Here is a 26,762-nt window from a genome sequence, read left to right as displayed (position 1 = left end):
GTTTTCGCTCTGGTCTTTGCTTTTGCTTTTAACACTCAAGCCGGCCGGTAGGCCGCTGTGCTCTGATTTTGACCTGCGGGCCCCGTCAACCACGATGGCCGGAGTGCGGGCATGCCGAGCCTAGGCGAGGCACCGAGTGGTGGGGCAAAGACCTTTTGGTTACTTTTGGCTGGGCCGGCATTCCGGGCGTTTGCCAAAAGTGACCCGCTGTAAGAGCGGAACCATAAGCCGCCGTTACCTAAATAACGGATATGTACTCAACCCCAACCCCTAGCGAAACCGCGCAATCACCGCCTCCACCACCGGATTCGGCCGCTGGGTATTCCACGCGACAGCCGTAGTCACCACATTGAGTTTCTGACTCAACCCACGAAACACCACATTAGCCGGCGCCAGCTTCTTCAACGACGCCGGCACCAACGCAATGCCCTGCCCATAGCTGACAAACGCGATCTGCGAAGCCACCGACCGCACCTCATGCAGCACCCGAGGCGAAAACCCACTGGCACGACAGGTAGCGATCAAATTGTCGAAATACACCGGACTGACGTTGCGCGAAAACATCACCAACGGCTCATTCGCCAGGCTCGACAAACTGATCCGCGTACGACTCGCCAACGGATGATCCACCGGCAGCGCCACCACCAGCCGGTCCTCCGTCAGCGGCAATGACTGCACCGAAGCCCCAAGGTCACCATCCAGCCGGGCAAACGCCAGGTCGATATCCCCGGCCTCCAGCGCCGGCAACGCCTCGACGCTGTCGATTTCCCGCACCGACACCGTGAGCTGCGGGTAATCAAGCTTCAGTTGCTCGATCAACCCCGGCAGCACATCAAACATCGCCGTGGAAATCGCGCCGATGGTCAACATCCCCGACTGCCCCGCCACCGCTTCTTCCACGGCGAGTTCCAGGCGCTCCAGCTGCTCGGCGAACTTGCGCACCGCCGGCAGGATCGCCGCGCCCACCGGAGTCAGCTTGGCCCCCCGTCGGGAGCGGTCGAACAGCTTGACCTTGAGCGCCTGCTCCAGCACCTGGATCTGCTCGCTCAGCGGTGGCTGGGACATGCCGAGGCGCTTGGCCGCACGGCCAAAGTTCTGCTCTTCAGCCACGGCCAGGAACAACCAGAGGTGACGAATCAGGCGAAAGTTGATCATGGTCTTATCCATAGGTTAAGCGTATGCAAGGCTTTTGTACTTCGTAATATACCTATCATAGGCACTGCCTGACACTGGCCGCCTCCGTCACCCGAGGCTTGCCCATGACCCCTGACCGTTTGCTCGACCGCCTGGCCGCACTGGACACCAACACCGTGTCCGACGCCCTCGACTTCCTCGGCCTGCCCGGCGCCACCGTGGGCCTGCGCCCATTGTGGAACTGCCCGAAGATCGTTGGCCGCGCCAGTACCGTACTGCTCAGCCCCAAGTCCGACATCGCCCCGACCGTGCACTTGATCACCCCGGTGATCGAACAGGTCGCGACAGACGACCGGGTGCTGGTGATTGCCGGCGGTATCGAGGGCATTTCCTGCTGGGGCGACATCATCGCCAACGCGGCGTTGCGCAAACACATACGCGGTACGGTGATTGATGGTTTCAGCCGCGATATCGACGGCAGCGAAGCCATCGGCTATCCGGTGTACGGACGCGGCGTGACCATGATCAGCGCGCGCAACCGCGTGGTGCAGCTCGACGCCGGCGTGACCCTCAGCGTTGCTGGCGTAAGCGTCAGCGAGGACGACTACTTGATCGCCGATACCTGCGGCACGGTGTTCGTGCCCCAGGCGGTGATCGAAAAGGTCCTGGACCTGGGCGAGCGCATTGCCCGCCGCCAGGACGGCATGGTGCAGGCCGTGCGCAGCGGGCGCTCGGTGGTCGAGGTGATGCACGACGCACAGTTTGAGGCGATCAGCCGATGAGCGCCGATATCCAGCGGCTGAACCAGCGCCTGGCCAGCGCACAACCGTCTGCCACCTATCGCATCATGGACCGCGTCGCCGAACGCCGGGCGCAAGGCGCGCAGATTATCTCGCTGTGCGCCGGCGAACCGGATTTCGACACCCCGGCGCATATCCGCGAAGCCGCGATCCAGGCCATTGAAACCGGGCATACCCGCTACACCCAGGTGGCCGGTGCGCGGGCCCTGCGGGAGGCGGTGGCGGCGAAGTTCCGGCGCGAAAACGGCCTGGACGTGTCCTGGCAGGACACCCTCGTGTGCAACGGCGGCAAGCAGGTGATCTACAACGCCCTGGCAGCCACCCTCAATGAAGGCGACGAGGTGATCGTGCCCGCGCCGTACTGGGTCAGTTACCCGGAGATGGTGCAACTGTGCGGCGGCGAAGCGCGCATCGTCACCTGTGATGCCGACAGCGGTTTCAAGCTGACACCCGAGGCCCTGGCCGCTGCAATGACCCTGCAAACACGCTGGCTGATCCTCAACTCACCGTCCAACCCCACCGGTGCGGTGTACAGCGAGGGCGAGCTACGGGCGCTGGCCGAAGTGCTGTTGGCCCACCCGCAGGTGCTGATCCTGGCGGACGACATCTACGAGCACCTGATCTTCGACGGCCAGGTGTTCCATACCCTGGCCCAGGTTGAACCCCGGCTGGCACCGCGTACATTGACCATGAACGGCGTGTCCAAGGCCTACGCCATGACCGGCTGGCGCATCGGTTTCGCCACCGGCCCACGCTGGCTGCTGGAGGCCATGGAAAAACTCCAGGGCCAGCAGACCTCCGGCGCCTGTTCGATCTCGCAACAGGCGGCCCTCGCGGCACTGGAAGGCCCCAGGGATTTCATCCGCGACAGCCGCCGGGTGTTCCAGGCGCGCCGGGACTTGATGGTCCAGTTGCTGAACGACACGCCAGGCCTGACGTGCATCAGCCCCGCCGGCGCGTTCTACGCGTTCGCCTCATGCGCCGCGCTGATCGGGCGCACCTCGGCGGGCGGGCGGCTGCTGCGCAGCGATGAAGACGTGGCCCTGGCGCTGCTGGATGAGGCCAATGTAGCCGTGGTGCATGGCAGCGCCTTCGGCCTGGGGCCGTACATCCGCATCGCCTATGCCCTGGATGACAAGTCGTTGCGCCAGGCGTGCGAGGCAATCCGCGGCTTCTGCAGCAGCTTGCTGGCAGAAGAATAAAAGTGATGAGTTCACATAGATAAATATCGCTAATGGTGGCGTGCGCCCCTTCTTAAGATTAAGGCCGAACAGGACAACACTCACAACAACAAGGTCTGCCCCCATGTCTATGCCTGAAGTCATAAAACCCGCTGTGCGCAGCCAATACCGCTGGGTGGTTGCTGCGCTGATTTTCCTGATCTACACCGTGGCCGCCGCCGACCGGGCCAACCTCGGCGTGGCGCTGCCGTTCATTCGCCAGGAATTTGCAATGAGCAACGCCCAGGCCGGTGGCCTGGTCAGCCTGTTCCTGCTGGCTTACGCCCTGGCACAACTGCCGTCGGGCTTTGCCTTCGGGCGCTTTGGCGTCAGCCGGATCCTGCCGGGGGCCATGGTGCTGACCTCCCTGTTGACCGGGCTGGTGGGCACCGCCAGCTCACTGCTGGCGCTGAAACTCTATCGCCTGGGCCTGGGTATCGCCGAAGGCCCGCTGCCCATCAGCATGACCACCACCATCAATAACTGGTTTCCGGCACGGGAAAAAGGCACCGCGTCGGGGATCTTTCTGTCGGCCGTGAAGTTCGGACCGGTGATCGTGCCGCCGCTGTGTGCCGTGATCATTTCGGTATGGGGCTGGCGCGAAATTTTCTACTTCTTTGCGATCCCGGGCATCGTGCTGGCGGTGGTCTGGTACTTCCTGGTCACCGACCATCCGTCCCGCAGCCGCTTCGTCAACCAGGCCGAACTTCAATACATCGTCGAAGACACCGCAATCGCCCAGACCGCCCGTGTGCACAAGACGCCGGCGTGGGTGAAAAAGCTCGACCGGGTGATCCGCACCCGCGATGAAAAGCCCCTGGAAACCAACCGTCAGGTTTTCACCTCATGGAATATCTGGGGGTGCGCCACCAGCTACTGCTTCCAGCTCGGTGTCTCCAGCGTGCTGCTGGCGTGGATTCCCACCTACCTGATGACCGTCAAGCAGTTCTCGATCATGAACATGGGCCTGGTCTCGGCAGCGCCCTGGGTGGGCGCGGTGCTGGGCAACCTGCTGGGCGGTTTCTGCTCGGACCGCCTGATGGGCGGGCGCCGCAAGCCGGGCATGTTGCTGTCGGCGGTCGGCACCTCGTTGATGATGTACCTGCTGATCAATTCACCGGCCGAGCCCCTGCCCTACGGCTTGCTGCTGATGCTGACCGGCGTGGTGCTGAGCCTCGGCTTCTCGTCCTACATGGTCTACCCGATGGGCCTGACCACCAAGAAGACCTTCCCGATCTCCAACGCCATCGTGAACATGATCGGCCAGTTGGGCGCCGCCGCCACGCCCTTCATCACCGGCCTGCTGCTGGACAACTACGGCTGGAACTACGTGTTCGCCTGGCTGGCGATCGGCTCGTTCATCAGCTTCATCATTTTGCTGACCATTGCCGAGCCCCGCCCGGCCTCCAGCCACCCGACCTGATTTGTCACCACCACGAGGAGTTATCCATGTCACCCCAAGACCAAGAATTGGTTGCCCTGTTTGCCGGCCTGGACACCCCGGGCGTGTCCGACGCCCTGGACAAACTCGGCTTGCCCGGCCAGTGCCTGGGAATCATGCCCCTGGACAACTATCGCCAGGTGGTGGTCGGCCCGGCCTTCACCGTACGCTACGTCAGCGCCAGCACCCCGCCGGGCACCGTAGGCGACTTTGTCGATGACGTGGCCGAGGGCGATGTGGTGGTGATCGACAATGACGGACGCACCGACTGCACGGTGTGGGGCGACATCATGACCCAGTACGCCGGCAGCCAGCGGATCGCCGCGACGGTGATCGATGGCGTGTGCCGCGACGTGAGCAAGGCCCTGGGCGACGGCTACCCGCTGTTCACCAAGGGCCGGTTCATGCGCACGGGCAAGGACCGGGTTGAAGTGGAAGCGGTAAACCAGCCGGTGTCCATCGGCCAGGCCCGGGTGTGCGCCCGGGACATCGTGGTGGCCGACGCCAATGGCGTGGTGATCGTGCCGCGCGAGCGCGCCCATGAAGTGGCAGCCTGTGCACGCTCGATTGAAGCGGTGGAAGCGCGTATCCGGGCGCTGCTCGATGAAGGCAAATCCCTGCGTGAAGCCCGCGCAGCGCTGGGTTATCACACCCTGCAACGCAAGGGCTGAAAGGTCCTTCAGTTGGCCGGTCGCAACAGCTGCATCTGCTGGCGGTAGTCATCCGTCACCTGCCGCGCCTGACCGCTGCTGGTGATCACCCTCGGCGTGATCAGCACGATCAACTCGGTGCGATCCCTGGACTTGCTGGTGTTGCCAAACAACCAGCGCAGCCCGGGGATTTTCCCCAGGTACGGCACGGCGCTGACGCTCTCCGCGTTGTCCTGCTTGATCAACCCGCCGAGCAACACGGTCTGGCCGCTTTGCACCGCCACCTGGGTCGACACCGAGCGCGTGGAGATACGCGGGTTGTTGGGTGTGTCGCTGCTGTTGGTGGTTTGGTTCTCGGCGTCGCTGACCTGTTGCTGGATGTCCATGTACACCAGGCCGCCCGGGTTGATCCGCGGCACCACGTCGAGGATCACCCCGGTCTGCACGTATTCGACGCTGTTCAAGGTGCTGTCGGCGTTGCCGGTGTTGACCGTGGTCTGGCTGATGGGGATGTTGTCACCCACCTGGATCTGCGCAGGCTGGTTGTTCATCACCACCAGCGATGGCGCCGACAGCACCTGGGTGCGGCCGTTGGTTTCCAGGGCGTGCAAGGCCACTTGCAGGTTAGAGCTGACGAAGGAATAGAACAGCGAATCCGCGCCCAATCCCGCACCGCCGCCACCCAGGGCGCCCTGGCTGCCAGGGGTATTGGCTACCGTGGTGCTGGTGGAGTTGCCCGCCAGGCGGCCCAGGTACCATTGCACCCCTAGGTCCAGTTCGCCGGTGAGTTTGACTTCGAGGATGCGCGTCTCGATCTGCACTTGCAGCGGCGGGTTGTCGAGGCGCTTGATCGCCGATTCGATCTCCTTCCACTGCACCGGTCGGGTGCGTACCAGCAACTGGTTACTGCTTTTTTGCGCGGTGATCCGGGTGCCGGCGTCGAGGCTTTTGGCAGCGCCCGGCTCTGCATTTTCACCGTCTTCGCTGGCGGCCGGGGCCTGGTCCTCATCGTCACTGACGGGCGGGCTATTGCTGCTGTTGTTCAAGCCACCCGAGGTGCCGCCGCTGGTGTTGAGTGACGACAAGGTCGCCGTGCGCAGACCCGGTGCCACCTTGGCCGGCGCATCGTCCTTGATCGCGCCGGTGCCGTAGATCTGCCGCAGGTATTTGGCGAGGTCCGTGGCCTTCATGTTGCGCACGTCGTAGACGTACATCTGCGGCTCGTTGCCGCCGCCTTCATCGATGGTGTGAATCCAGTCGCCAACTTCACTGAGGTACTGCGGCTGGGACGAGATCGCCACCACCGAATTGGTCCGCTCGATGGGCAGGAAGCGCACCATGCCCGCCAGGGGCATGCCGCTGTCGGGGCCAAACATTTTTTGCAGCTCGGGCATCAACTCCGCGACCGAAGCCCGTTGCAAACCGAATACGCCCACCGACATGCCCTTGAGCCAGTCGACATCGAAGGTGTCGATGGTGTCCTGATAGTTGGCCAACTCATCCGGCGTACCGGCCAGGCTCAGCACGTTGCGCGCCGGATCCACCAGCAGGAATGCGTTTTCCCGGGCGAACGGCTTGAGCAGTTTCTGCATTTCCGTGGCCGAGATATAGCGCAGCGGAAACAGCCGGGCCGAGAGCCCGCTGGAGGGTTGCGACACGCTCATTTCCGGCACCAGCTTGCCCGCCACCGCCTGGTTGGCGGGCAGAATCACGTAGCGCTGGCCCTGGCGGATCATCGCGTTGTCGGTCCAGGACAGCAGGGTCTCGAGGATCGACAGCGCCTGTTTCTTGTTCACCGGCTTTGAGGTGGAAAAGCTTACGTTGCCTTTCACACCCTGGGCGATGCTGTAGTTCTCGTGCAGCAGGTCGCCCATGACGCTGTTGATCACCGCTTCAATCGGCTGGTCGGCGAAGTTGAACACGATGTCGCCGCTGGCTTCATCCTTGACCGCCGGCGCCGGTGCGGGCTGGCGCACGAACTGCTGGTTACCGCGAATCAACTGGCGCTGGGGCGACGTAGGCGCCTGGGGTTGGCGGCTGTCGGCCGCAGGCGACTCGCTGGCCGGGTCCACGGGCGGCCGTTGCGAACCGGTGCCCTGCATCGCCTCGTGAAGCAAGGCATCGTCCGGGTCGAGGTGATCGGGGAATGACCCACAGCCGCCCAAGGCGACGGCGGTGGCCAGGCAAAACACGCTGGTGCGCAAGGCGCTAGGGGAAGTATCGATCAAGGGGCGGGCTCGTGAGGAAGGGAAATCGGTGGTGTGGTGGACGGCGGCGGCAAACGCGGAACGCTGAGGCTCAGGGTTTGCGTGCGGCCATCCAGCACAAAACGGGCGTGCAGCGGTGTCAGGTGTTCCAGGCGCCAGCCGTTGGGCAGAGTCTGGCCTTGGTGGACCTTGAGCGGCGGGCCCTCGTCACGCTTGAGCAGCGCGACGCGCAGGTCGCCGTCGAGCAGCACGCCGGTCAGCTTCAGGCTCGACAGGCTGGAAATCTCGGCCTGGCCAACGGCGGCATCGGGGCTGCGGTCGGGGCTGAACACCGGCGCCTGCCAGGTGCCGGCGAGGCTTTCCAGGGTCGCACTCGGGGCCACGTGAACCTTCGCCGAAGCATTGGCGCGCACGGCGGAGGCAGGCTCATCCAGCCACTGCGGCGCGTCGCCGATGCTGCTCAAGATGCCCACCATCAGCAGGCCCAGCAGCCCGGCCACACCGAGCAACACCCACTCGAGGGGGCGCAATGAATTGATCATCGGCGGGCCTGCGTGGCGGCTGCCGGTTGCAGATAACCGCGCACCAACAGGTGCACCACCAGCTTTCCGGCACCGCCGCTGGCGGGGGCATTCGGCCCGCGACGGACGCTCATTTCATCCACGAACAGGAACGGTCGCTGGTACTCCAGCTCATGCAGGATCGCGGTCAGGGGCTCGATGGCGCAGTTGAGGGTCAGGCTGACTTTGACCTGGCGATAGGGCTCGGTGTCGTCCTGCTCCGGAGTAATGGGCATGCGCTGGGTCAGGCTGCAGCCGCCGCCGAGGCCGGCGCGGCTGTTGATCAGGTCGGCGATGCGCTGCATCAGGTCCGCCGCCACGGCGCTGGGGTCATCCCCCGGCAACAGGCTGGTGCTGCTGGCCGGGTCCTGGCGGGCTTGCTCCAATTGCTCACGCAAGGCGGCGCCCTGGTGCAGCAGGCCCGCATAGCGTTGCTGTTGTTCGCGCAGCTGTTCGGCCTGCTCGCCCATGGCACGCAACGGCCCGGCGAACCAGCTGTCGATCAGCAGCCAGTAACCGCCGCCCAGCACCAGCGCCAGGACCAGCGAGGCGGCGCCGCGACGCTCACGGGGTGTCAGTGGTCGGCGCATCGGCGGCCTCCTGGTGCAAATGGGCGCGCAGGGAAAACTGATCCTTGCCGGTTTGCGCATCGGGTTGGATCACCCCTTCGAACTGGGGGTTTTCCAGGCTGTGGCACGCCTTGATCCGAGTGATCAGGGCACTCGCCTTGGCGCTTTGCCCGGAGAAGGACACGTCGGCGCCGTTGTTGACGTCCAACTGGTCGATCCAGGTATCGGCGGGCAGGCAGGCGGTCAGCTCGTTGAGCAACGCCGCCAACGGCGGTTGTGCCGACTTGCGGCGAATCAGGTACTGCGCGGCGCCACGGGTATTGAGCAGTTGCTGGCGCAGGCTCTGGACCTCGGCGACCTGGGCTTTCTGTTGTTGCACCTGCGCCTGCATGACGTCGAGCACCCGCTGGCGGTCGTTGAGCCACAGCAGCATCGCGGCAATCAGCAAGGCGCCGCACAGCCAGGGCAGGCTGCGTTGCAAGCCCTTCCCGGCCGGCCGCTGGCGTGGGCGCAACGGCGCCGGCAGCAGGTCGATGCCCATTGGCCCGTCTACATCCACCGCATGGGGCTGCAAGCCGAGGGCAGCGCAGTCCAACAGGATTTGATCCAGGCGCTCCCGCAGGATGGCCACCAGGGTCACCTGCACATGCGTGGCGGTGCGCCGTTCCTGACGGGCCACGAAGTACAACTGTTCAGCTTCGAACGGGGTAAAGCGGTCCAGCTCATAACCCACCACCGTCGACAGGTTGCGCGCGGCCGCCAGGGGCAGTTGCAGGGTTTGCAGCAACACCGCCGAGGGCGCGAGCACCAGCACCTGGCGCACCTCGTCGGCAGGTTTTGCCACCGGCCCGGTCAACGGCCAGTGGTAGCGGTGCTCGGGGATGTCACGGACCGACAGCCACGCCGGCAGGCAGCCACGCAGCTCCTTGAGCCACAGGCGCCAGCCCACTTGCAGCAAGCTGCCGCGCCAGCGCCGGGTGAGCGGTTCGGCCAGCTGTTGAAGGCGCGCCACTGGCGCCGAAAGGTATGGATTCATTCTTGCCAACGCAGCACCCGATAAGGTTGTGCGCTTCCCTCCGATGGGCTCAATAAAACCGTGGTTCGTAACCGTGCGTGGTAACCGCCGGGGCGTTGTGCGCGGCTGTCGATCACCAGCACGTCACCGGGGTCGGCCCCTACCGCGCTCTGCCGGGGCAGGTTCAGCGCCTGGCGCATCAAGGGGCTGGCGAAAGCGGGATCGGGCCGGTCCAGGCCGCTCCACAAACTGATTTCCGGGGCCAGCCGGCTGTACAGCGCCTGGGTCATGCCGGGCAATTGCCGCACTTCCTCCACCACGCGGAACGGCGCCAGGCCTGCGTTGCGCCGCATTTCCAGGTCCCTGGCGAGCCGGCTGGCCTGGGCCTGGGTGGCACCGCACGCCAGGGCCAGGCGGGCAAAGTCAGCGGCCTCGGCGCTGTTCAAATACAGCTTGCCGCGCTCGCTGTGCAGGCTCACGTGAAGCTGTGCGTCATCAAATACCAGGGGCATTTCGCGGCCGTCGGCGATCCATTGCTTGCGTTGCAGCGGGTCGGCCAGGGCCTGCATGGCCAACGCCACGCCCGCCTCCGCCGCCAGCAGCGCCTGGGTATGCTGGCGATGCCACAGGGCCTGGCGGCTTTCCAGTTGTACCCAACCGGCCAGGCCGCCCAGCAGCAAGCTGAGCAACGCCAGTACCCACAGCACCAGCAGCAATGCAACGCCGCGCTGACGCTTCATTCGCCTGATGCTCCGCTGGAGAGGTTCAGCCGCAGGGCAACCACTTGGGTGACCCACGGCACCGGTCCGTTGACTTGTGCTGCAATGCGTACCGCATAAGGCAGGCGTTTGGTCCACGGCCAGTCACTGATCCAACCGGTGGCCTGGCCCTTGGGCGACAGGCCGCGATAGCTGAATTGCAGATCCTCGACGTTCTTCAGCAACACCTGCGGTTCGCTGCGGGTGGCCGGCACGCTCACTTGGGCATTGGACTCAAACCGTGCGAACGCCACCTGCAACTCGCGCTCGGTCAACTGCAAGGTGAAACGCTGGATACCGCCGCCGAGCACGCCCGGCAAGGTCGCGACGTATTGCAGGCGCTGGGGAGCGCCGACAAAAAAGCCGTTGGTCTGGCTGTCGTCCTCGGTCACGTCCAGGGGCAGCGCCTCGCTGATGGACGTGCGCAGGAACTGTTGCGCGGCGCGACTTTCATCCAGGCTGACGGTGTAGCGCTGCGCCTTGAGTACTGCACGGTTGGCTCCCAGGAGCGCGCCGCCCACCAGGGCCAACAACACGCCCAGCAGGCTGAGCACGATCATGATTTCGAGCAACGTGAAGCCCCGCTGCTGCTTCACTGGAGGCTCCCGTCGCGGCTGGCGCGCAGTTTCAAGGTACTGAAATTTGCGCGGCGCGGACCTTCGCTGACGCTGAGATCAAGGCGAAACAAATGTGGCTGACCGATGCGGGTGGGCTGCTGGGCGACGCGCAGTTGCCAGGCAATGCCGTCCAGCTCGCCCTCGCGCACGCCACTGGCCAGGGGCCCCGACGCCTCCTGATCCATCACGCTCAAGGCGGTATGGGTCAGGCGGTCGCTGTGGGCCACCTGCAACAACGAGCGCGCGCTTTGGCCGAACGCGACCAGCAACACCGTGCTGCAGATCGCCATGAGGGTCAGCGCTGCGAGCATTTCCAGCAAGGTGAAACCCGACTGACGCTTCATGGCAATGCCCTGGACTGCACGCTGCCGGTCAGCCAGCCGACGTCGATGCGCCAGCGCCGCGTGCCATTGGCCAATAACAGGTTGCCGCCGGTAGAGCTGCCGTCGGGGTAAAACTCCACCGCAGCGCCTGCGTGTTCGGCGGTGTGCAGGGTCACTTGCAGATCGGCCGGCCAGTGCTTGATGGGTTGCCCCGGCGCCTGAAAGCTCAGCCGGGCCAAGTCGAAGACGGTCTTGGCCGACCTGCCGCTGACAATCGCCCGTGCCCGTGTGCTGCGCAGGGCATCCACCATCTGCCCGACCACCTGGCGCTCTTTCGCTACCCGCAGGCCTTGTTGCAGGCCAAATCCCACCAACCCGGCCGCGATGCTGATCAACACGATCACCACCAGCATCTCCAGCAGGGTAAAGCCGCGTTGGAGGGCCGGCATTATTCCCAGTTGCCCAGGTCGGCGCTGTAGCCTTCGCCGCCGGGCTGGCAGTCCTGACCGTAGAAGATCAGGTCGAAGGCGCCATGTTCACCGGGGAAGCGATAGCCGAAGGCATGGCCGAACGGGTCCTTGAGGTCTGAGGGCTTGGCGTACGGCCCGGCCCAGCCGGCGGTGTTGCCGGGCTTGTCGACCAATTGCTGGAGGGTCTTGGGTGGCGAGCCGACGTCCAGGCCGTAGCTCTCGATCTTCATGCTCAGGCTGGCCAGTTGCGCCTTGCCCGCGCCGTATTTGCCCTTGTCGACGTTGCCGCCCACCTGGCGCACCACGATGGTCGCGACGATGCCCAGCAACACGATCACCGCGAGCATTTCCAGCAAGGTGAAACCGCCTTGGCGGCGGGCGGGTTTGAAACGGGTATGGCGCATCGGCTTGCTTCCTTGGGTCTTCATATATTGCTGGTGAGGCTCATCAGCGGCAGCATGATCGCGAGCATGATCACCGCCACCAGCACCGCCATGACCACCGTCAGGGACGGCACCAGGGCGGCGAGCAGGCGGTCGATGCCGCGCTTGGCTTCGACGTCGAACACGTCGGCGACCTTGAGCAGCATGCTGTCCAGTTCACCGGCCTGTTCGCCGACTTCAATCATTTGCAGGGCCAGGTCCGGCAGCAGCGGTTGGCTGCCAAATGCACTGGCCAGGGTGCCGCCGCCTTTCACCGACTCGGCGGCCTGGGCCACTTGTGCCTGCAAGGCACGGTTGGTGCAGACCTGGCGCGCGATCACCAGCGCTTGCAGCAGCGCCACGCCGTTGCTCAGCAAGGTGCCGAGGGTGCGTGCCAGGCGTGCGGCTTCGACCCGCTGCAACAGCGGGCCGATAACGCGGATACCCAGCACGCGCCGGTCGTACTGCTCGCGGTGTCGTGGGTTGCGCAGGCGTGCCGCCAGGGCCCAGACCGTCACGATCAACCCGGCAAAAACCGCCAGGCCATAGGCGCCGAGGAACTGGCCAAGGCCCAGGATCACTTCGGTGATCAACGGAATCGGCACGCCCAGATCCTTGAAGATCGGCACAAACTGCGGCACCACGTAAGCCAGCAACAGCGCCAGGGAACCGAGCACGCCCACCACCAGGAAGGCGGGATAGATCAGCGCGTTGATCACCTCGCCTCTCAATAACTGGCTGCGTTCCAGGTAGTCACTGAGTTGGCGCAGGGTGTTCTCCAGCGCACCGCCCGCCTCACCGGCACGCACCATGCTCAGGTACAGCGGCGAAAACTGGCTGCCCTCCTCTTCCAGCGCTGCCGACAATGGCTTGCCGGCCTTGACGTGCTCGCGGATACGCTCGATCAGCGCCCGGGTCTGCGGCTGGCCGGGCTGCTTGAGCAGGATGCCCAGCGAGCGCTCCAGCGGTTGGCCCGCGCCCAGCAGGGTGGCCAGTTGCTGGGTAAAACTGACCAGCGCCGCGCCATTCAACTGGCCGCGCCCGAAGGCATTGCGCAGCCCTTGGGCACCGGCGGCATCGATGTGCAACAGCAGCAGGCCACGCTTGTGCAGCGCAGCGACGGCGGCGGCCTGGTCCTTCGCTTCGAGGGTGCCGTTCTGCGCGACGCCCTGGCTGTCCAGGGCGCGGTATTTGAACAGGCTCACGCGCCCTCTCCACGGGTGACGCGCAACACTTCTTCAAGGGACGTGACACCGGCCACCGCCTGGCGCAGGCCTTCTTCATGCAGGGTGCGCAAGCCACCACGGCGGGCGGCCTGTTCGAGGGTCGCGGCGTCGGCCTGGCGCATCAACAAGCTGCGCAGTTCGTCATTCATCACCAGCAATTCGGTGATTGCACTGCGGCCGTGGTAACCGCCGCCGGCGGCGTTGGCGCGAGGCCGGTAAAGCAGGATCGGGCGCTGCTCCGTGAAGCGGTCGAGGCCGTGTTCCTCGATCAACTCCGGCGGTGCTTCGAACGCCTCACGGGTCGCCGGGTCGAGGCGGCGCACCAGGCGCTGCGCGAGGATGCCATTGACGGTCGAGGCGATCAGGTAGCTCTCCACCCCCATGTCCAGCAGGCGCGTGATACTTGCTGCGGCACTGTTGGTGTGCAGGGTCGAGAGCACCAGGTGGCCGGTCAGGGAGGACTGGATGGCGATGCGGCAGGTTTCGAGGTCGCGGATTTCACCGATCATGATCACGTCCGGGTCCTGGCGCACGATGGAGCGCAGCGCCCCGGCGAAATCCAGCCCAATGGCCGGCTTGACCTGGATCTGGTTGATGCCTTCCAGTTGGTATTCCACCGGATCTTCGACGGTGATGATCTTGCGCTCGGCGGTATTGAGCCGCGAAAGCGCGGTATAGAGCGTGGTGGTTTTACCCGAGCCGGTGGGCCCGGTGACCAGCAGGATGCCGTGGGGCCGCTCGAGCACTTCAAGAAAGGTTTCCAGGCGCTGGCCATCAAAGCCCAGGCTCTGGAAATCGAACTGCACGGTCTGGCGGTCCAGCAGGCGCATCACCACCGACTCGCCAAAACTGGTGGGCACCGTGGATACCCGCAAATCCAGCTCCTTGCCCTGGATGCGCAACATGATCCGGCCGTCCTGCGGCAGGCGGCGCTCGGCGATGTCGAGGCGCGCCATGATCTTGACCCGGGAAATCACCGCCGCCGAGGAACTCGCCGGCGGCGCTTCCGCTTCATGCAGCACACCGTCGATGCGGTAGCGCACCTTGAGCTGGTTTTCGAAGGGTTCGATATGGATGTCCGAGGCGCGGTGCTCCACGGCCCGTTGCAGGATCAGGTTGACCAGGCGAATCACCGGGGCTTCGGAGGCCATGTCCTTGAGGTGTTCGATGTCTTCCAGGGCGCCGCCCTGTTCATCGAGGTTTTCGATCAGGGTGCCCATGGCGGAACGGCCCTGGCCGTAGTAACGCTCGATCAGGGTTTCGACTTCGTTGCGCGGCCCGACCGCCAGCCACACCGGCACGCCGCACGCGTAGGCCAGGGCCTGGAACGGATACAGCAGCGCCGGGTTGGCCGCCAACACCCGCACACCACCGTGGCTCCAGCCTACCGGCACCACCTGGTAATGGCGCATGAAGCGTTCGGTCAGCGCCGGCAGCGGGTCGAGCACGGGCGGTGCTGCATCGGCCAGCAGCAACGGCGCGCCGAGCAAATCGGCCCAGGCCCGCGCCAGTTCCACTTCGGAAACCAGCCCCAGGCGCGTCAGCAGGCCGAGCAGTTCGGGGTCGTCGGATTCCTGGGATAACCGTCGAGCACGTTCCAGGTCGACGGTTTTCAGACCGGCTTTTCGCATCAGCCACGCGCACACTTGTTCGGCATCCGGAATCTGCATTCGGCATGCGTCGATGGGCATTGACGGTATCGGCTGGGGCATCTGCACAAGTCTGAGGGGCTATTTAAAAACCTGTTCCGTGGCACGCGCCGGAACAAGGGCATCCACACTAAGTTGGAGGTTTTTAGCGCAAGCGCTGTCACGACAAGGTACGGACCCTACACCAAAACATTTTGTATTACAGCCCACTTAAGTTATGGCCTTTTAGAACTACCAACAGGCGCCATTAGTTAGCCATGACCGTACACATGATGTTTAAAGCATCGACTGACATGTTTAAACTTAGTTCATCAGCGCAAGAAAATATCGCCAGCCTCACGCAAGATCTGGGTCTATCCCGGCACCTAATGGCAATCAATGATCAGTTCAATAGGCCACCTTGCAATATCACATGGACACTACTCAAAAGAACAACCCACCAAGTCATTGCACTTTTTAAATCGCGAAACCCACCGCACTAGTTGCAATTAGCCATCGCTAAAACTTGTCACCGAAGAAGAACTACCCACTGATAAAAAAGAGACTAGCGCACGCAATCAAACGCATGTTTCAGCGCCTGACCTTGAATAATCCGTTATCAGAAAATACCGAGAGTCAACGCAACATGGCCATGAGCCGCAACTGGACTCAGGCGCTCTCGCGCTCGATCAAGCGGCACTCCAGCAGGTTCAAGCGCTGCACCTCATCCTCAACCGGCAACACGCCCAGGCTTTCCAGTACCCGCGTTGCCGCCAGCACACCGATCTCCAGGGCGGGCGGCTTGATGGTGCTGAGACTGGGCAAGAGCATTTCGGCAAACGGGTAATCACCAAAGCCGAGCACCGCACACTCCTCGGGGATTCTCAGCCCTGCCCGTTGCCCCGCCAGCAAGCCACCGGCGGCGAGGTTGTCATTGGCGAAGATGATTGCGTCGGGCGGCGTGGCGGCGCTCATCAACACGTGCATCGCTTGCTTGCCCGCCTCAAACGGTGCGCGATCGGCGTCCGGGGCGAACACCCACGGCTGCATGCCCAGCTCAATCAGGGTCGCGCTGTAGCCATCCCGGCGTTCCAGTGCACTGAAGTCCCCCGGCGCGCTGTTCTGTACGAACGCGATGCGCCGATAACCCTTGCCATGCAGGTAGCGCGCAGCCGTCACGCCCACCTCGTAATGCGAGAAGCCAATCTGCAACGGCTCCCGCTCGGGTTGGTAATCCCAGGTTTCAACCACCGGGATATCCGCCTCGGCGATCATCTTCTCGGTGCCCGCGCTATGGAAGCGGCTGGTGAGCACCAATGCCGCCGGGGACCAGCCGAGAAACGCGCGCACTGCATTTTCTTCCTGCTCGGCGCTGAAGTAACTGGACGCCAGCAGCAATTGGTAGCCGTGGCGGCTGAGGGTATCGCTGAAGCCCTGGATGGTATTGGCGAAGATCGGCCCGGAGATGTTTGGAATCACCATCGCGACGATCCTGCCCCGCGCCGACGCCAGCCCACCCGCCACCAGGTTCGGCACATAGCCCAATTCGGCAACCACCGCCGCGATGCGTTCGCGGCGTTCGGGCGAGACCTGTTCCGGCTGGTTGAAATAGCGCGACACGGTAATCGCTGACACACCGGCCTGGCGCGCCACGGTATTCAAGGTGACGCGGCCGGCACCACGGCGTTTCCGGGGTTTGTCTTCGCTCAAGGGACGATCCTGTTAAAAACCTAAAAGAATATAAAACTAATTTTTTAGTATTTGACGCTCTATATCGCACCTACCAATAATGCCGATGTTAGCGCTACCAAAGCGTTTTGTCTGCTACTCGCTCGAGCGAATGCCCAAGACGGATTCAACGGCGCTGTCGTCGCAGAACGGCAGCGGTTCAGGGCATTTTTCGAGCGGTCAGAGCATGCACACACATTCGGGGCAACCTCAAAAACTTTCGCAATCCATACGCGCCGCCACCGGGCGCTGCGCCCACCTGGGTTGGCTACTGGCGGGGCTCGCCGCCCTGCCCGTTCCCGCTGCATTCGCCGCCGACGACCAGGAACCCACCCTCAAGCCGGTCACAGTAACCGCCACCCGCCGCGAAGAGTCGCTGCAAAAAGTCCCGGTGGCGGTTTCGGTGCTCGATGGCGAACAACTGGAGCGTGACAATCGCAACGGCGTGGCGAGCATCGTCCAGCAGGTACCCTCGCTGAATTTCCGTACCGGCGCGTCGAACAAGGACACCTCGTTGTTCGTACGCGGAGTGGGCACGATATCCACCTCGCCCGGGGTTGAACCCACGGTGGCGACGGTGATTGACGGCGTGGTGTACGCCCGCCCCGGCCAGGCTACCCTGGACCTGCTCGACCTGGATCGTGTCGAAGTGCTGCGCGGGCCCCAGGGCACACTGTTCGGCAAGAACGCCTCGGCCGGCGTGCTGAATATCACCAGCAAGGCGCCGACGGCCGAGACCCACGGCTATATCGACCAGTCCTACTTCAGCGGCAATGAAAGCCGCACCCGCTTCGGCCTGGGCGGCAGCCTGATTCCCGGCACGCTGAAGGGCTCCATCAGCGGGCTATTCGGCAGCTACGACGGTAACGTCGACAACAAGCACAACGGCCAGGAAGTGAACGGCTACAACCATCAGGGCGTGCGCGGCAAACTGGAGTTCACCCCCAACGACGACGTGAAACTGACCCTGATTGCCGACTACATGCAGTCCCACGACGATGCGCCAAATGGCGTGGTGAGCAAATCCCTGACCCCGGCGTTCGCCAACGCGCTGAACCCGGTGCGCGGGACCAGCGACAACCGCGACATCAACACCGACACCCGCAGCCACGTGGAGGACACCAACAAAGGCCTGTCTGCCCAACTGGACTGGAACCTCGGCGACTACACCCTGACCTCGATCACTGCCTGGCGCGGCTGGGACAACACCCAGTACCAGGACGGCGACCGCCTGGGCACCGTGACCGCCGCTTTCCCCGGCACCGCCGACAAAGGCCAACTGGCGTTCGACCAATACTCCCAGGAGCTGCGCCTGGCCTCGCCCAAAGGCGAATTCCTCGAATACGTCGGCGGCCTGTTCTACATGCACGGCAAGGATCAGGAAACCTACCAGCGCACCCTGACCACCACCACGCGCACCGACCGCGGCATCGCCGACTACGGCACCACCAGCGACAGCTACGCGGTGTTCGGCGAGACCACGCTGAATTTCACCTCGGCCTTTCGTGGCATCGCCGGCCTGCGCTACACCCACGACGACCTGGAATACGATCACCGCCGTGTCTCCACCTCGGCCACCACTGTCAGCGGCATTCAACCGGCCACCAGCAGTTCCGGCTCGGTGGACGAAGACGGCTGGTCCGGCCGGCTGGGGGTGCAATACGACCTGAGCGACACCGTCACCAGCTACCTGACCTACTCGCGCGGCTACAAGGGCCCGGCCTACAACGTGTTCTTCAACATGCAGCCACGGGACACCGACGCGCTGAAACCGGAAACCTCCAACACCTGGGAAGTCGGGATCAAGGCCACCAGCTGGAACAATCGCCTGACCACCAACCTGGCGATCTTCCACAGCGACTACGACAACTACCAGGCGAACTTCTTCGACACCGTCGCCGGGCAAGTGGTGACGCGCTTGATCAACGCCGGCAGCGTCAGCACCGAAGGCGTCGAACTCGACTACGCGTTGCAGGCCACTCAACAACTGAAGCTCTCCGGCGCGCTGGCCTACACCCGGGCCCGCATCGATGAGTTCGCCTGCCCGCCTGGCGCGGCGGCGTCCTGCAACGTCAACGGCAAGCCGCTGCCCTTCAGCCCGGACTGGAAAAGCTACGTGCGCGCCGACTACAGCATCCCACTGGATAACGGCCTGGATATCGAACTGGGTACCGACTACAGCTGGCAGAGCGAAGTGCAGTACGACATCAGCCAGAACGTCGACACCAAGCAAGGCGCCTACGGCATCTGGAACGCCAGCGTCGCCCTGGCCGACTACAGCAACGGCTGGCGCGTGGCCCTGCTGGCGAAGAACCTCACCGACAAGTCCTATTCACCGCTGCTGGCCAGTGGCGGCAGCTACATCTACCGCGCCGTACCCCGTGACGATGAACGTTACTTCGGCGTGCAACTGCGCAAGGATTTTTGAGCATGCCCCGTGAACTGAAACTCGGCGCTTTCCTGATGGCCACCGGGCACCACGTCGCCGCATGGCGCCATCCCGATGTGCCGGCCAATGCCGGGCTGGATTTCGCCCACTACAAACGCCTGGCGCAAATTGCCGAAGCGGCGAAATTCGACGCGCTGTTCGTGGCCGACAGCATTGCCGCCGCCACCGGCGAAATTTCCAGCCGCATGGCGCGCTCGGATCACTTCGAGCCACTGACGCTGCTGTCGGCATTGAGCGTGGTGACCGAACACATCGGCCTGATCGCCACGGCCACCACCAGCTACAACGAGCCGTACCATGTGGCGCGCAAGTTCGCCTCACTGGATCATCTGTCCGGCGGGCGCGCCGGCTGGAACCTGGTGACCTCGGACAACGCCGCCGAAGCACAGAATTTTGGCCGCGACGAGCACCTCGGCCACGGCGAACGCTACAGCCGTGCCCGGGAGTTTCACCAGGTGGTGACGGGGCTGTGGGACAGCTGGGAAGACGATGCCTTTGTGCGCGACAAGGCGAGTGGCAGTTACTACGACCCGGCGAAACTACATGTACTCGGGCATGTCGGCGAACACTTTCGTGTGAAGGGCCCGCTGAACGTGGCGCGCTCGCCCCAGGGCCAGCCGGTGATTGTCCAGGCGGGTTCGTCCGAGGCAGGCCGCGAATTGGCGGCACAAACTGCCGAAGTGGTGTTCACCGCCCAGACATCATTGGCCAATGCCCAGGCGTTCTATGCCGACCTCAAGGGGCGCCTGGCTCGATATGGGCGGGAACCGGATGCGCTGAAGATCATGCCGGGGGTGTTTGTGGTGGTCGGGCAGACAGAAACTGAAGCCCGGGACAAATTCGAGGCCTTCCAGCAGTTGGTCGAACCGCAGGTTGGCGTCGCGTTACTGGGGCGCATGCTGGGTAACTTCGACTTGTCCGGCTACCCGCTGGACGGCCCGCTGCCGGACCTGCCATTGACCGACAGCGGCCAGCGCAGTCGCCAGCAACTGCTGACCGAACTGGCGGGCCGCGAACAGCTGAGCCTGGCGCAACTGGGCCGGCGCATCGCCGGTGGCCGCGGGCACTACAGCCTGATCGGCACACCCGCGCAGATCGCCGATGAACTGCAGCACTGGTTCGAGAATGGCGCCGCCGATGGCGTCAATGTGCTGGTGCCGCACCTGCCGGGCGGGCTGGAAGATTTCGCCCAATGGGTGGTGCCGGAACTGCAACGGCGTGGCCTGTTCCGCACCGAATACGCCGGCACCACCCTGCGTGAAAACCTTGGATTGGCGCGACCGGCCAATCGCTTTGCGGAGAAACCGGCATGAGAATTCCTGCACTGTTGTTTGCGCTGTTTGCCCTGACTCAAACCGCAATGGCCGCCGAGCCGGCCACCCTGAGGATCGGCTACCAGAAAGGCTCGATCGCCCTGGTACTCGCCAAGGAACATGGCCTGCTGGAAAAACGCTTCGACCAGACCAAGGTGCAATGGATCGAATTCCCCGCTGGCCCGCAGATGCTCGAAGCCTTGAACGTGGGCGCGCTGGACGTGGCGTCCACCGGTGATATCCCGCCATTGTTCGCCCAGGCGGCGGGCGCCGACCTCGTCTACATCGGCGCTGAACCGCCCAAGCCGACGGCAGAAACCATCCTGGTGCAGGCCGACAGCCCACTGCACGGCATCGCCGACCTCAAGGGCAAGAAAGTCGCCTTCCAGAAAGGCTCCAGCTCCCACAACCTGATCCTGCGGGCCTTGAACAAAGCCGGCCTGAGCTACAAGGATATCCAGCCGGTTTACCTGCCACCGGCCGATGCCCGCGCCGCCTTCGAGCAAGGCAGTGTCGACGCCTGGGCAATCTGGGAGCCCTACTCGTCACTCGCCCTGAGCCAAAGCCCGAGCCGCGTCCTGGCCAACGGCGAAGGCTTGAACCTGTCTGGGCCGATCTATACCGCGCGCCGTGCATACGCCGAGGCCAATGGTCCGTTCATCCACGCCCTGCTCGATGAACTGAGCGCCGCCGAAGCCCTGACCCGCAGCCAGCGCGAAGACAGCCTGCAGGTGCTGACCCGTTTCATGGGTTTGCCGGCCGGGGTGATTGCACGTTACGTCGACAACCGGCCGCCATCGCCGATCCTGCCGATTGATAAGCACATCATTGGGGCGCAGCAAGAGACGGCGGACCTGTTTTACCAGAACCGCCTGCTGCCCAAGCCCATCGATGTACAGAAGGCTATATGGCAGGCTCCTCAGAAGTCGACGGTGGCCGACAGCAAGTAAGTGCGCGGCGTCGACAAGGTCAACCCCGGCTCGCTGTCATCCGAGGCACCGGCCGAACTCCAGTAGCGCCGGTTGGCCACGTTCTCGACATTGGCCCGCAGGGTGATGTGCTTGTCGTCGACCTTGAAGGCGTAGCGTGCGCCGACATCAAGCCGCGTCCAGGCGTCGATTTCCTTGACGTTGGACTGGTCCAGGTACTGCGAGCTGGAATAGATCCCGCGGCTGGTCAGGGTCAGGCCTTCAACAGTCGGCACGTCCCACTCCGCGCCCAGGTTGACGTTGTACTTGGGCGTGGCCGGCGCGCGGTTGCCGTCGTAGGTGCCGTTGGTGGTGTGGGTCAGTTCGCTGTCGATGTACATCACCCCGCCCAGCAGGCGGAAACCCTTGAGCGGCTCGCCGAACACGCTGAGTTCCACACCATCGTTCTGGCGCTTGCCATTGGGGCCGAAGACCAGCGTGGTGGCGTTGGTCTCGTAGGCCGGCTGCTTGATCCTGAATACAGCGGCCGTCACCGCGAACGCACCGGCGTCGTACTTGGCGCCGACTTCGACCTGACGGCTGATGAACGGTGGGAAGATTTCGTCATCGTTGACCGACGCCGACGGCGCGACCTTGCCCTGGCTCAGGCCTTCCATGTAGTTGGCGTACAACGAGAGCTTGTCGGTGGCCTTGAACAGGATGCCGCCGGACGGTGAAATTTTTTCCTCGTCGTAGGCGGTGTCGCCTTTGACGTCATCGGTCCAGTCGTCGACCTTGACCCGCTGCCAGCGCGCACCGAGGGTCAGCAGCAACCGGTCGTCGAAAAAACCCAGGGTGTCGGACAACGCCACACCGCTGAAACGGTTTTCGGTGTAGACCTTCGAGTCAAATCGCGTTGGCCGGCCAGGCGCCGGGGTTTCCACAGGGTTGTAGATATTGCTTGAACCCTGCGCATATCGCGCGCCGCCGTTTTCGAAGTCCATGTAGAAGTAGCTGGCCGCCAGGTTGACCTCATGGCTCACCGGGCCGGTATGGAACCAGTTGCGCACGCCCGCCGTGGCGGTGCGCACGTTTTCATCGCGGGTGAAGTCGCGGGGCTGCACGCTGAAATCACCGGCGTTGTTGGCCACCGACACTGCATGGCGCAGGAAGTCATGGTTGCTTTTGCGCGCACCGACGCCGCCGTAGAGCATTACGTTGTCGCTGAGATCAAACTCGCCGTTGACCGTGCCGAAGGTGTCGTTGGTGCTTGCCTTGCTCCAGGGCTGCGCGTAGTTGTGGCGTACGTCGTTGGCACTCGGCACCCTGGCGTTGGGCCCGACTTGCACACGTTCCTGGGGGGCGTCGGTGTCGCGCTCGGTACGACCGATGTCGGTGGAGAGTCGCAGGCGTTCACCGCGAAAATCCAGGCCCAGCACGGCCATTTCGCGGTCGACACTCTGGTGATCCCAGGCGGTGTCGCCGGACTGTTTCACGCCGTTGAAACGCAGGCCGAACTGGTTGTCTTCACCAAAACGCCGGCCGATATCCACGGCTCCGCCCGCCTGGCTGTCGGAGGCCCAACTGCCGGTGAGCGAGGTGATGGGTGTGTCGGTGGCACGCTTGGGCACCACGTTGATCCCGCCGCCCACGCTGCCCCGTGGCGAGATGCCGTTGATCAACTGGCTGGGGCCTTTGATGATGTCGACGCGCTCGGCCATTTCCATGTCGATGGTGTAGGTCGGCAATACGCCATAGAGGCCGTTGTAGGCGACATCACTGTTGAACAGGCTGAAGCCGCGAATGGTGAATTGCTCATAGCGCCCGCCGGCCGGGTTGGTGGCGCGCACCGAGGGGTCGCTGGCAATCAGGTCGCCAAGGGTACGCGCCTGTTGGTTCTTGACCGCCGCGCTGGTGTAGGTGGTCATGCTGAACGGAGTATCCATGAAGTCCTTCGAGCCCAGCAGGCCCTGGGAGCCACGGCGCGCCACCTGGCCACCGGCGAAAGACTCGCTGTCGGCATCGCCGGTGGTGCCGAGAATCGAGGTGGGCGCCAGTTGCAGGCTGCCGCCTTCGGGAACCGGGGTCAGCCTATAGGCCTGCTCGCCCATGGGCTGCAGTTGCAGGCCGGAGCCCTGGAGCAGGCGCGCGAAACCTTCTTCGACGCCGTATTCGCCGGACAACCCGCTGCTGTTGCGGCCGCTGACCAGCGCCGGGTCCACCGAGAGGTTGACCCCGGCCAGCCCGGCGAAACGGGTCAGCGCGGCGCTCAGGCTGCCGGCCGGCACCTGGTAGCTGCGCCGGGACGCACCGTCTTCGGCATAGCTGATGGGAACGAACAACGGGCTGGCACTCAGGCTCAGCATGAGGCTGAGGTTCAGCAACGGGCGTATTGCGGGCATTGGAAGAAGCTCTCGATTTTGTTCACTTACCTGGAATGACCAGTCACGTGAAAAAAAGGGACAGGCTTCAGCCACTATTTTTTGATTATTACGGTTTGATGCCTTTGAGCTTCTGGAGCAGCTCCATCAATTGCTCCAGGGATTCCTCGCCGAACTGCTCCTGAATCTTCAGGTAATTGCTTTCCATCCCGGCGCTCATGTCGACGAAACACTGCTGGCCCTGTTCGGTCAGGGCGACGAACACCCGGCGCTGGTCTTCGGCGGATTTGCGCCGGCGCACGATGCCGTCACGCTCCAGCCGCCCCAGTACGCCGGTCATGCTCGGCTTGAGGATGCAGGCGAGGTGCGCCAGTTGGTGGCTTTCGAGTTCGCCTTGCTGGCGCAGGATGCGGATCACCCGCCACTGCTGTTCGGTCAGGTCATGTTCATTGAGCAACGGCCGGAAGAACGCCATGGTCGCTTCGCGGGCCTGGAGCAAGGTGAGCGTAAGGGACGGTCTGGGGGTGGGCATGGTTCACGCGCAATAGAGGTCGAAGCGACGAAGCTTAGAGTCGGTGTCCCGCGTGCGCAACCCGACGCACGCAGCAAGTCGTTAATTTCGAAACGAATTCATAAAAACCTGTTAATCCAGCTATTCAGCTTAAAGATAACATGTTAACAATATGCCCGCCCCTGCCCTGGTGGCGGGCTCTACCAACAAAAACAACAAAAGGAACGCCCCTCATGCATTCGTGCCTCTTTCGCACGGCGGCAAGCGCTGGCCTGTGCGCCGCGTTTAGCCCTCTGGTCGCCCACGCCGACTTCATCCAGGACAGCAAGGCCAGCCTGGACCTGCGCAATTTCTACATGAACCGCGACTTTCGCCAGGCCAACGCGCCGCAGAACAAGGCAGACGAATGGGCGCAAGGTTTTGTGCTGCGCCTGGAGTCGGGCTATACCGAAGGCGTGGTCGGGTTTGGCGTGGACGCCCTGGGTGAAATGGGCCTGAAGCTCGACTCCAGCCGCGACCGCCGGGGCACCGGGCTGTTGCCGTCTGGCGCCAGCGGCGAGCCGGCCGACAGCTACAGCGAACTCGGCCTGACCGCCAAATTGCGCGTGTCGAAAACCGTGCTCAAGCTCGGCACCCTGCAACCGCTGTTGCCGGTGGCCGCCTATAACGACACGCGGCTGTTGCCGTCGACCTACAACGGTGGACTGGTGACCTCCCAGGACATCGACGGCCTGACCCTGAACGTCGGCCGCCTGGAAAAACAGAACCTGCGGGACTCCTCCAACAACGAGTCCATGAGCTACGGCGGCGTCAACAGCAGCCACCTGGACCTTGCCGGCGGCACCTACGCGATCAACCCGCACCTGGCCGCGACCTATTACTACGCGCAGATGCAGGACATCTACCGCCAGAATTTCATCGGCCTGGTGCATGACCTGCCGCTGGCCCAAGGCGTGAACCTGCGCACCGACCTGCGCTACTTCGACACCCGCGAGCAAGGCAGCGCCCTGCTGCGCAGCGCTTCGCGGGTCGACGGCGGGCGGATCGACAACCGCTTTTTCAACGGCATGTTCAGTTTGTCGGTGGGCGCACACAAATTCGGCCTGGGCTTTCAGAGCCTTTCCGGTGACGGCGACTTTGCCTTCCCGGGGCAAGACCCGTACTCGGTCAACCTGGTGACCATCAATATCTTCACCAAGGCCAACACCGACGCGTGGCAGGCGCGCTACGACTACAACTTCGCCGCCCTCGGCCTGCCGGGCCTGACCTTCATGACCCGCTACGTCGACGGCAGCCATGCGCAAACCGCCACGGTGCGCAACGGCCGCGAATGGGAGCGCGACACCGACCTGGTCTACACCGTGCAGAGCGGCCCACTGAAGAACGTCAACGTGCGCCTGCGCAATGCGACCCTGCGCTCAAGCAACGGCCTGACCAGCGACATCGACGAAAGCCGGGTGATCATCGGCTACACCGTAGCCCTGTGGTAACGCCGGGCGCCTCAACGCAACCCCGATTGACGCTGGCGGTATTCCCCCGGCGTCATCTGCGCGTAGCGCTGGAAGAACCGGCTGAAATACGCCGGGTCCTTGAACCCCAACTGGTAGCAGATTTCATTCGCCGAACTGCCGGTGAACAGCAGCAGGCGCCGGGCCTCCTGCATCAGCCGCTCCAGAATCAGGCGCTTGGACGGCAGGTCGGCGATGCGTCGGCACACCTCGTTGAGCCGCGCTTCAGTGACGCCGATACCGTCGGCGTAGCGCGACAGCGGCCAGTGTTGCAGGTAGTGGTCTTCGATCAGTTCGTTGAAGCGGTGAAAGATCCGCAGGTCTTCGTGACGTGCAGGGCGGGCTTCCAGGGAATTGGCGCAGAGCCGCAGCAGGCTGATCATGATCAGCCGCGTCAGGCTGTCCAGGGCCGAACCGCGTCCGCTGGCCTGGGCGTTGATCTCGCTGCACAGCTCATCAAGCAGGAATTCCAGGCGGCGCACCTCGGGCTGAAACTCCGGTGCCAGCCGCGCCAACGCCACGCAGGCCGCCGGCAATTGTGCGCCGGGGGCCAGGCTGGGGTCGGCGTCAATCAAGGCCCACACCAGTTGCTGGCGCACGGTCAGCACATGGCCGTCGGCGTCGGCTTCGGTGACGAAGGAATGCGCCACCGTCGGCGGCGTGAGGAAAAACATCGGCCCGGATTCGAGGTACTGCTGGTCGTCCAGGTAGACCCGCACCGCGCCGGTCTTGACGTAATGCACCTGGAAAAACCGGTCATGGCGATGCACCGGCATGTTGCGGCCAAAAAATCCCGCCAGGTTGCCGAGCCGGTCGTAGTGCACCTCGGCATCGCTGTAACGCTGGTCGTAGACCTGCCCGATGTTGATGTTGGGGATCGGCTGACGATCGCTCATCACTGCATTCTCTTTGTTGTTTTGACTG

At 63.8% G+C, this 26,762-nt stretch carries 24 protein-coding genes; 8 read left to right on the top strand and 16 right to left on the bottom strand.

All coding sequences use genetic code 11. The features are described 5' to 3' along the window. Positions 1 to 270 precede the first annotated feature (270 nt). Positions 271 to 1,155, bottom strand: coding sequence for a LysR family transcriptional regulator (locus HX814_RS29950; RefSeq protein WP_102368637.1), 885 nt, complete (start codon positions 1,153 to 1,155; stop codon positions 271 to 273). A gap of 104 nt (positions 1,156 to 1,259) precedes the next feature. Between HX814_RS29950 and HX814_RS29945 the strand changes: the two genes are divergently transcribed. The 4 genes from HX814_RS29945 to HX814_RS29930 all read left to right on the top strand — a co-directional run bounded on the left by HX814_RS29945 (position 1,260) and on the right by HX814_RS29930 (position 5,266). Next, positions 1,260 to 1,916 (top strand): RraA family protein, encoded by a 657-nt coding sequence (locus HX814_RS29945; protein ID WP_177009922.1) that lies wholly within the window; start codon positions 1,260 to 1,262, stop codon positions 1,914 to 1,916. Beyond that, on the top strand, positions 1,913 to 3,136 hold the full coding sequence (locus HX814_RS29940) for a pyridoxal phosphate-dependent aminotransferase (RefSeq protein WP_177009921.1): 1,224 nt from the start codon (positions 1,913 to 1,915) through the stop codon (positions 3,134 to 3,136). Before HX814_RS29945 ends, HX814_RS29940 begins: the two co-directional genes overlap by 4 nt. Positions 3,137 to 3,239: 103 nt before the next feature. Next, on the top strand, positions 3,240 to 4,577 hold the full coding sequence (locus tag HX814_RS29935; RefSeq protein WP_023658999.1) for an MFS transporter: 1,338 nt from the start codon (positions 3,240 to 3,242) through the stop codon (positions 4,575 to 4,577). A 26-nt stretch (positions 4,578 to 4,603) separates the two neighbouring features. Then, the gene (locus tag HX814_RS29930) at positions 4,604 to 5,266 is read left to right on the top strand and encodes an RraA family protein (protein ID WP_177009920.1); all 663 of its coding nucleotides are present in this window, start codon (positions 4,604 to 4,606) and stop codon (positions 5,264 to 5,266) included. A gap of 8 nt (positions 5,267 to 5,274) precedes the next feature. Here HX814_RS29930 and gspD read toward each other — a convergent pair whose 3' ends face one another. The 12 genes from gspD to HX814_RS29870 all read right to left on the bottom strand — a co-directional run bounded on the left by gspD (position 5,275) and on the right by HX814_RS29870 (position 16,750). Next, positions 5,275 to 7,473 carry a type II secretion system secretin GspD gene (gene gspD / locus HX814_RS29925; RefSeq protein ID WP_177009919.1) on the bottom strand — a complete coding sequence of 733 codons (2,199 nt, stop codon included), beginning with the start codon at positions 7,471 to 7,473 and terminating at the stop codon, positions 5,275 to 5,277. After that, a complete protein-coding gene (locus HX814_RS29920; RefSeq protein ID WP_177009918.1) occupies positions 7,470 to 7,994 on the bottom strand; it encodes a general secretion pathway protein GspN in 525 nt (174 codons plus the stop codon). The genes gspD and HX814_RS29920 overlap by 4 nt, the downstream gene beginning before the upstream one ends. Next, entirely contained in the window at positions 7,991 to 8,602 is a 612-nt protein-coding gene (gene gspM, locus HX814_RS29915; RefSeq protein ID WP_177009917.1) for a type II secretion system protein GspM, read from the bottom strand. Before gspM ends, HX814_RS29920 begins: the two co-directional genes overlap by 4 nt. Continuing rightward, entirely contained in the window at positions 8,577 to 9,617 is a 1,041-nt protein-coding gene (locus HX814_RS29910) for a PilN domain-containing protein (RefSeq protein ID WP_032899604.1), read from the bottom strand. Before HX814_RS29910 ends, gspM begins: the two co-directional genes overlap by 26 nt. Next, the gene (locus HX814_RS29905) at positions 9,614 to 10,336 is read right to left on the bottom strand and encodes a general secretion pathway protein GspK (RefSeq protein WP_177009916.1); all 723 of its coding nucleotides are present in this window, start codon (positions 10,334 to 10,336) and stop codon (positions 9,614 to 9,616) included. Before HX814_RS29905 ends, HX814_RS29910 begins: the two co-directional genes overlap by 4 nt. Further along, on the bottom strand, positions 10,333 to 10,950 hold the full coding sequence (locus HX814_RS29900; RefSeq protein WP_003209916.1) for a prepilin-type N-terminal cleavage/methylation domain-containing protein: 618 nt from the start codon (positions 10,948 to 10,950) through the stop codon (positions 10,333 to 10,335). Before HX814_RS29900 ends, HX814_RS29905 begins: the two co-directional genes overlap by 4 nt. Further along, on the bottom strand, positions 10,947 to 11,315 hold the full coding sequence (locus HX814_RS29895) for a type II secretion system protein (protein WP_008437204.1): 369 nt from the start codon (positions 11,313 to 11,315) through the stop codon (positions 10,947 to 10,949). The genes HX814_RS29900 and HX814_RS29895 overlap by 4 nt, the downstream gene beginning before the upstream one ends. Beyond that, entirely contained in the window at positions 11,312 to 11,743 is a 432-nt protein-coding gene (locus HX814_RS29890; protein WP_003209913.1) for a type II secretion system protein, read from the bottom strand. Before HX814_RS29890 ends, HX814_RS29895 begins: the two co-directional genes overlap by 4 nt. Beyond that, positions 11,743 to 12,168, bottom strand: a complete 426-nt coding sequence (gene gspG, locus HX814_RS29885; protein WP_177009915.1) for a type II secretion system major pseudopilin GspG — start codon at positions 12,166 to 12,168, stop codon at positions 11,743 to 11,745. The genes HX814_RS29890 and gspG overlap by 1 nt, the downstream gene beginning before the upstream one ends. 20 nt (positions 12,169 to 12,188) lie before the next feature. After that, a complete protein-coding gene (gene gspF / locus HX814_RS29880) occupies positions 12,189 to 13,391 on the bottom strand; it encodes a type II secretion system inner membrane protein GspF (RefSeq protein ID WP_102605832.1) in 1,203 nt (400 codons plus the stop codon). Next, positions 13,388 to 15,082 (bottom strand): type II secretion system ATPase GspE, encoded by a 1,695-nt coding sequence (gene gspE / locus HX814_RS29875; protein WP_003209908.1) that lies wholly within the window; start codon positions 15,080 to 15,082, stop codon positions 13,388 to 13,390. The genes gspF and gspE overlap by 4 nt, the downstream gene beginning before the upstream one ends. 627 nt (positions 15,083 to 15,709) lie before the next feature. Further along, the gene (locus HX814_RS29870) at positions 15,710 to 16,750 is read right to left on the bottom strand and encodes a LacI family DNA-binding transcriptional regulator (protein ID WP_003209906.1); all 1,041 of its coding nucleotides are present in this window, start codon (positions 16,748 to 16,750) and stop codon (positions 15,710 to 15,712) included. A gap of 205 nt (positions 16,751 to 16,955) precedes the next feature. On the opposite strand from HX814_RS29870, the gene HX814_RS29865 reads away from it, so the two are divergent. From HX814_RS29865 to HX814_RS29855, 3 genes are read left to right on the top strand one after another with little or no spacing between them, the layout of a single operon-like run. Then, positions 16,956 to 19,196 (top strand): TonB-dependent receptor, encoded by a 2,241-nt coding sequence (locus HX814_RS29865; protein ID WP_177009914.1) that lies wholly within the window; start codon positions 16,956 to 16,958, stop codon positions 19,194 to 19,196. A 2-nt stretch (positions 19,197 to 19,198) separates the two neighbouring features. Further along, complete coding sequence (locus HX814_RS29860; RefSeq protein WP_177009913.1) at positions 19,199 to 20,530, top strand: LLM class flavin-dependent oxidoreductase; 1,332 nt, start codon at positions 19,199 to 19,201, stop codon at positions 20,528 to 20,530. Further along, positions 20,527 to 21,480, top strand: coding sequence for a sulfonate ABC transporter substrate-binding protein (locus HX814_RS29855; protein WP_102605828.1), 954 nt, complete (start codon positions 20,527 to 20,529; stop codon positions 21,478 to 21,480). Before HX814_RS29860 ends, HX814_RS29855 begins: the two co-directional genes overlap by 4 nt. Here the strand turns inward: HX814_RS29855 and HX814_RS29850 are convergent. Together HX814_RS29850 and hpaR are read right to left on the bottom strand one after the other, a co-directional pair. Next, positions 21,450 to 23,840, bottom strand: a complete 2,391-nt coding sequence (locus tag HX814_RS29850; RefSeq protein ID WP_177009912.1) for a TonB-dependent receptor — start codon at positions 23,838 to 23,840, stop codon at positions 21,450 to 21,452. The genes HX814_RS29855 and HX814_RS29850 overlap by 31 nt on opposite strands. 88 nt (positions 23,841 to 23,928) lie before the next feature. Further along, the gene (gene hpaR / locus HX814_RS29845; RefSeq protein ID WP_008437189.1) at positions 23,929 to 24,351 is read right to left on the bottom strand and encodes a homoprotocatechuate degradation operon regulator HpaR; all 423 of its coding nucleotides are present in this window, start codon (positions 24,349 to 24,351) and stop codon (positions 23,929 to 23,931) included. 212 nt (positions 24,352 to 24,563) lie between these two features. Here hpaR and HX814_RS29840 point away from each other — a divergent pair, with 212 nt between their 5' ends. Next, positions 24,564 to 25,820: an OprD family porin gene (locus HX814_RS29840; RefSeq protein WP_177009911.1), complete on the top strand. Its 1,257-nt coding sequence runs from the start codon at positions 24,564 to 24,566 to the stop codon at positions 25,818 to 25,820. 11 nt (positions 25,821 to 25,831) lie between these two features. Here HX814_RS29840 and hpaA read toward each other — a convergent pair whose 3' ends face one another. After that, positions 25,832 to 26,734 carry a 4-hydroxyphenylacetate catabolism regulatory protein HpaA gene (hpaA, locus tag HX814_RS29835; protein WP_177009910.1) on the bottom strand — a complete coding sequence of 301 codons (903 nt, stop codon included), beginning with the start codon at positions 26,732 to 26,734 and terminating at the stop codon, positions 25,832 to 25,834. Between the last annotated feature and the right edge of the window lie 28 nt (positions 26,735 to 26,762).

Origin of the sequence: Pseudomonas sp. C8002 (assembly GCF_013385765.1) — a bacterium.
Classification (GTDB): domain Bacteria; phylum Pseudomonadota; class Gammaproteobacteria; order Pseudomonadales; family Pseudomonadaceae; genus Aquipseudomonas.
The sequence above is the reverse complement of the archived record's forward strand: the minus strand, read 5'-3'. Positions and strand labels throughout refer to the sequence as shown.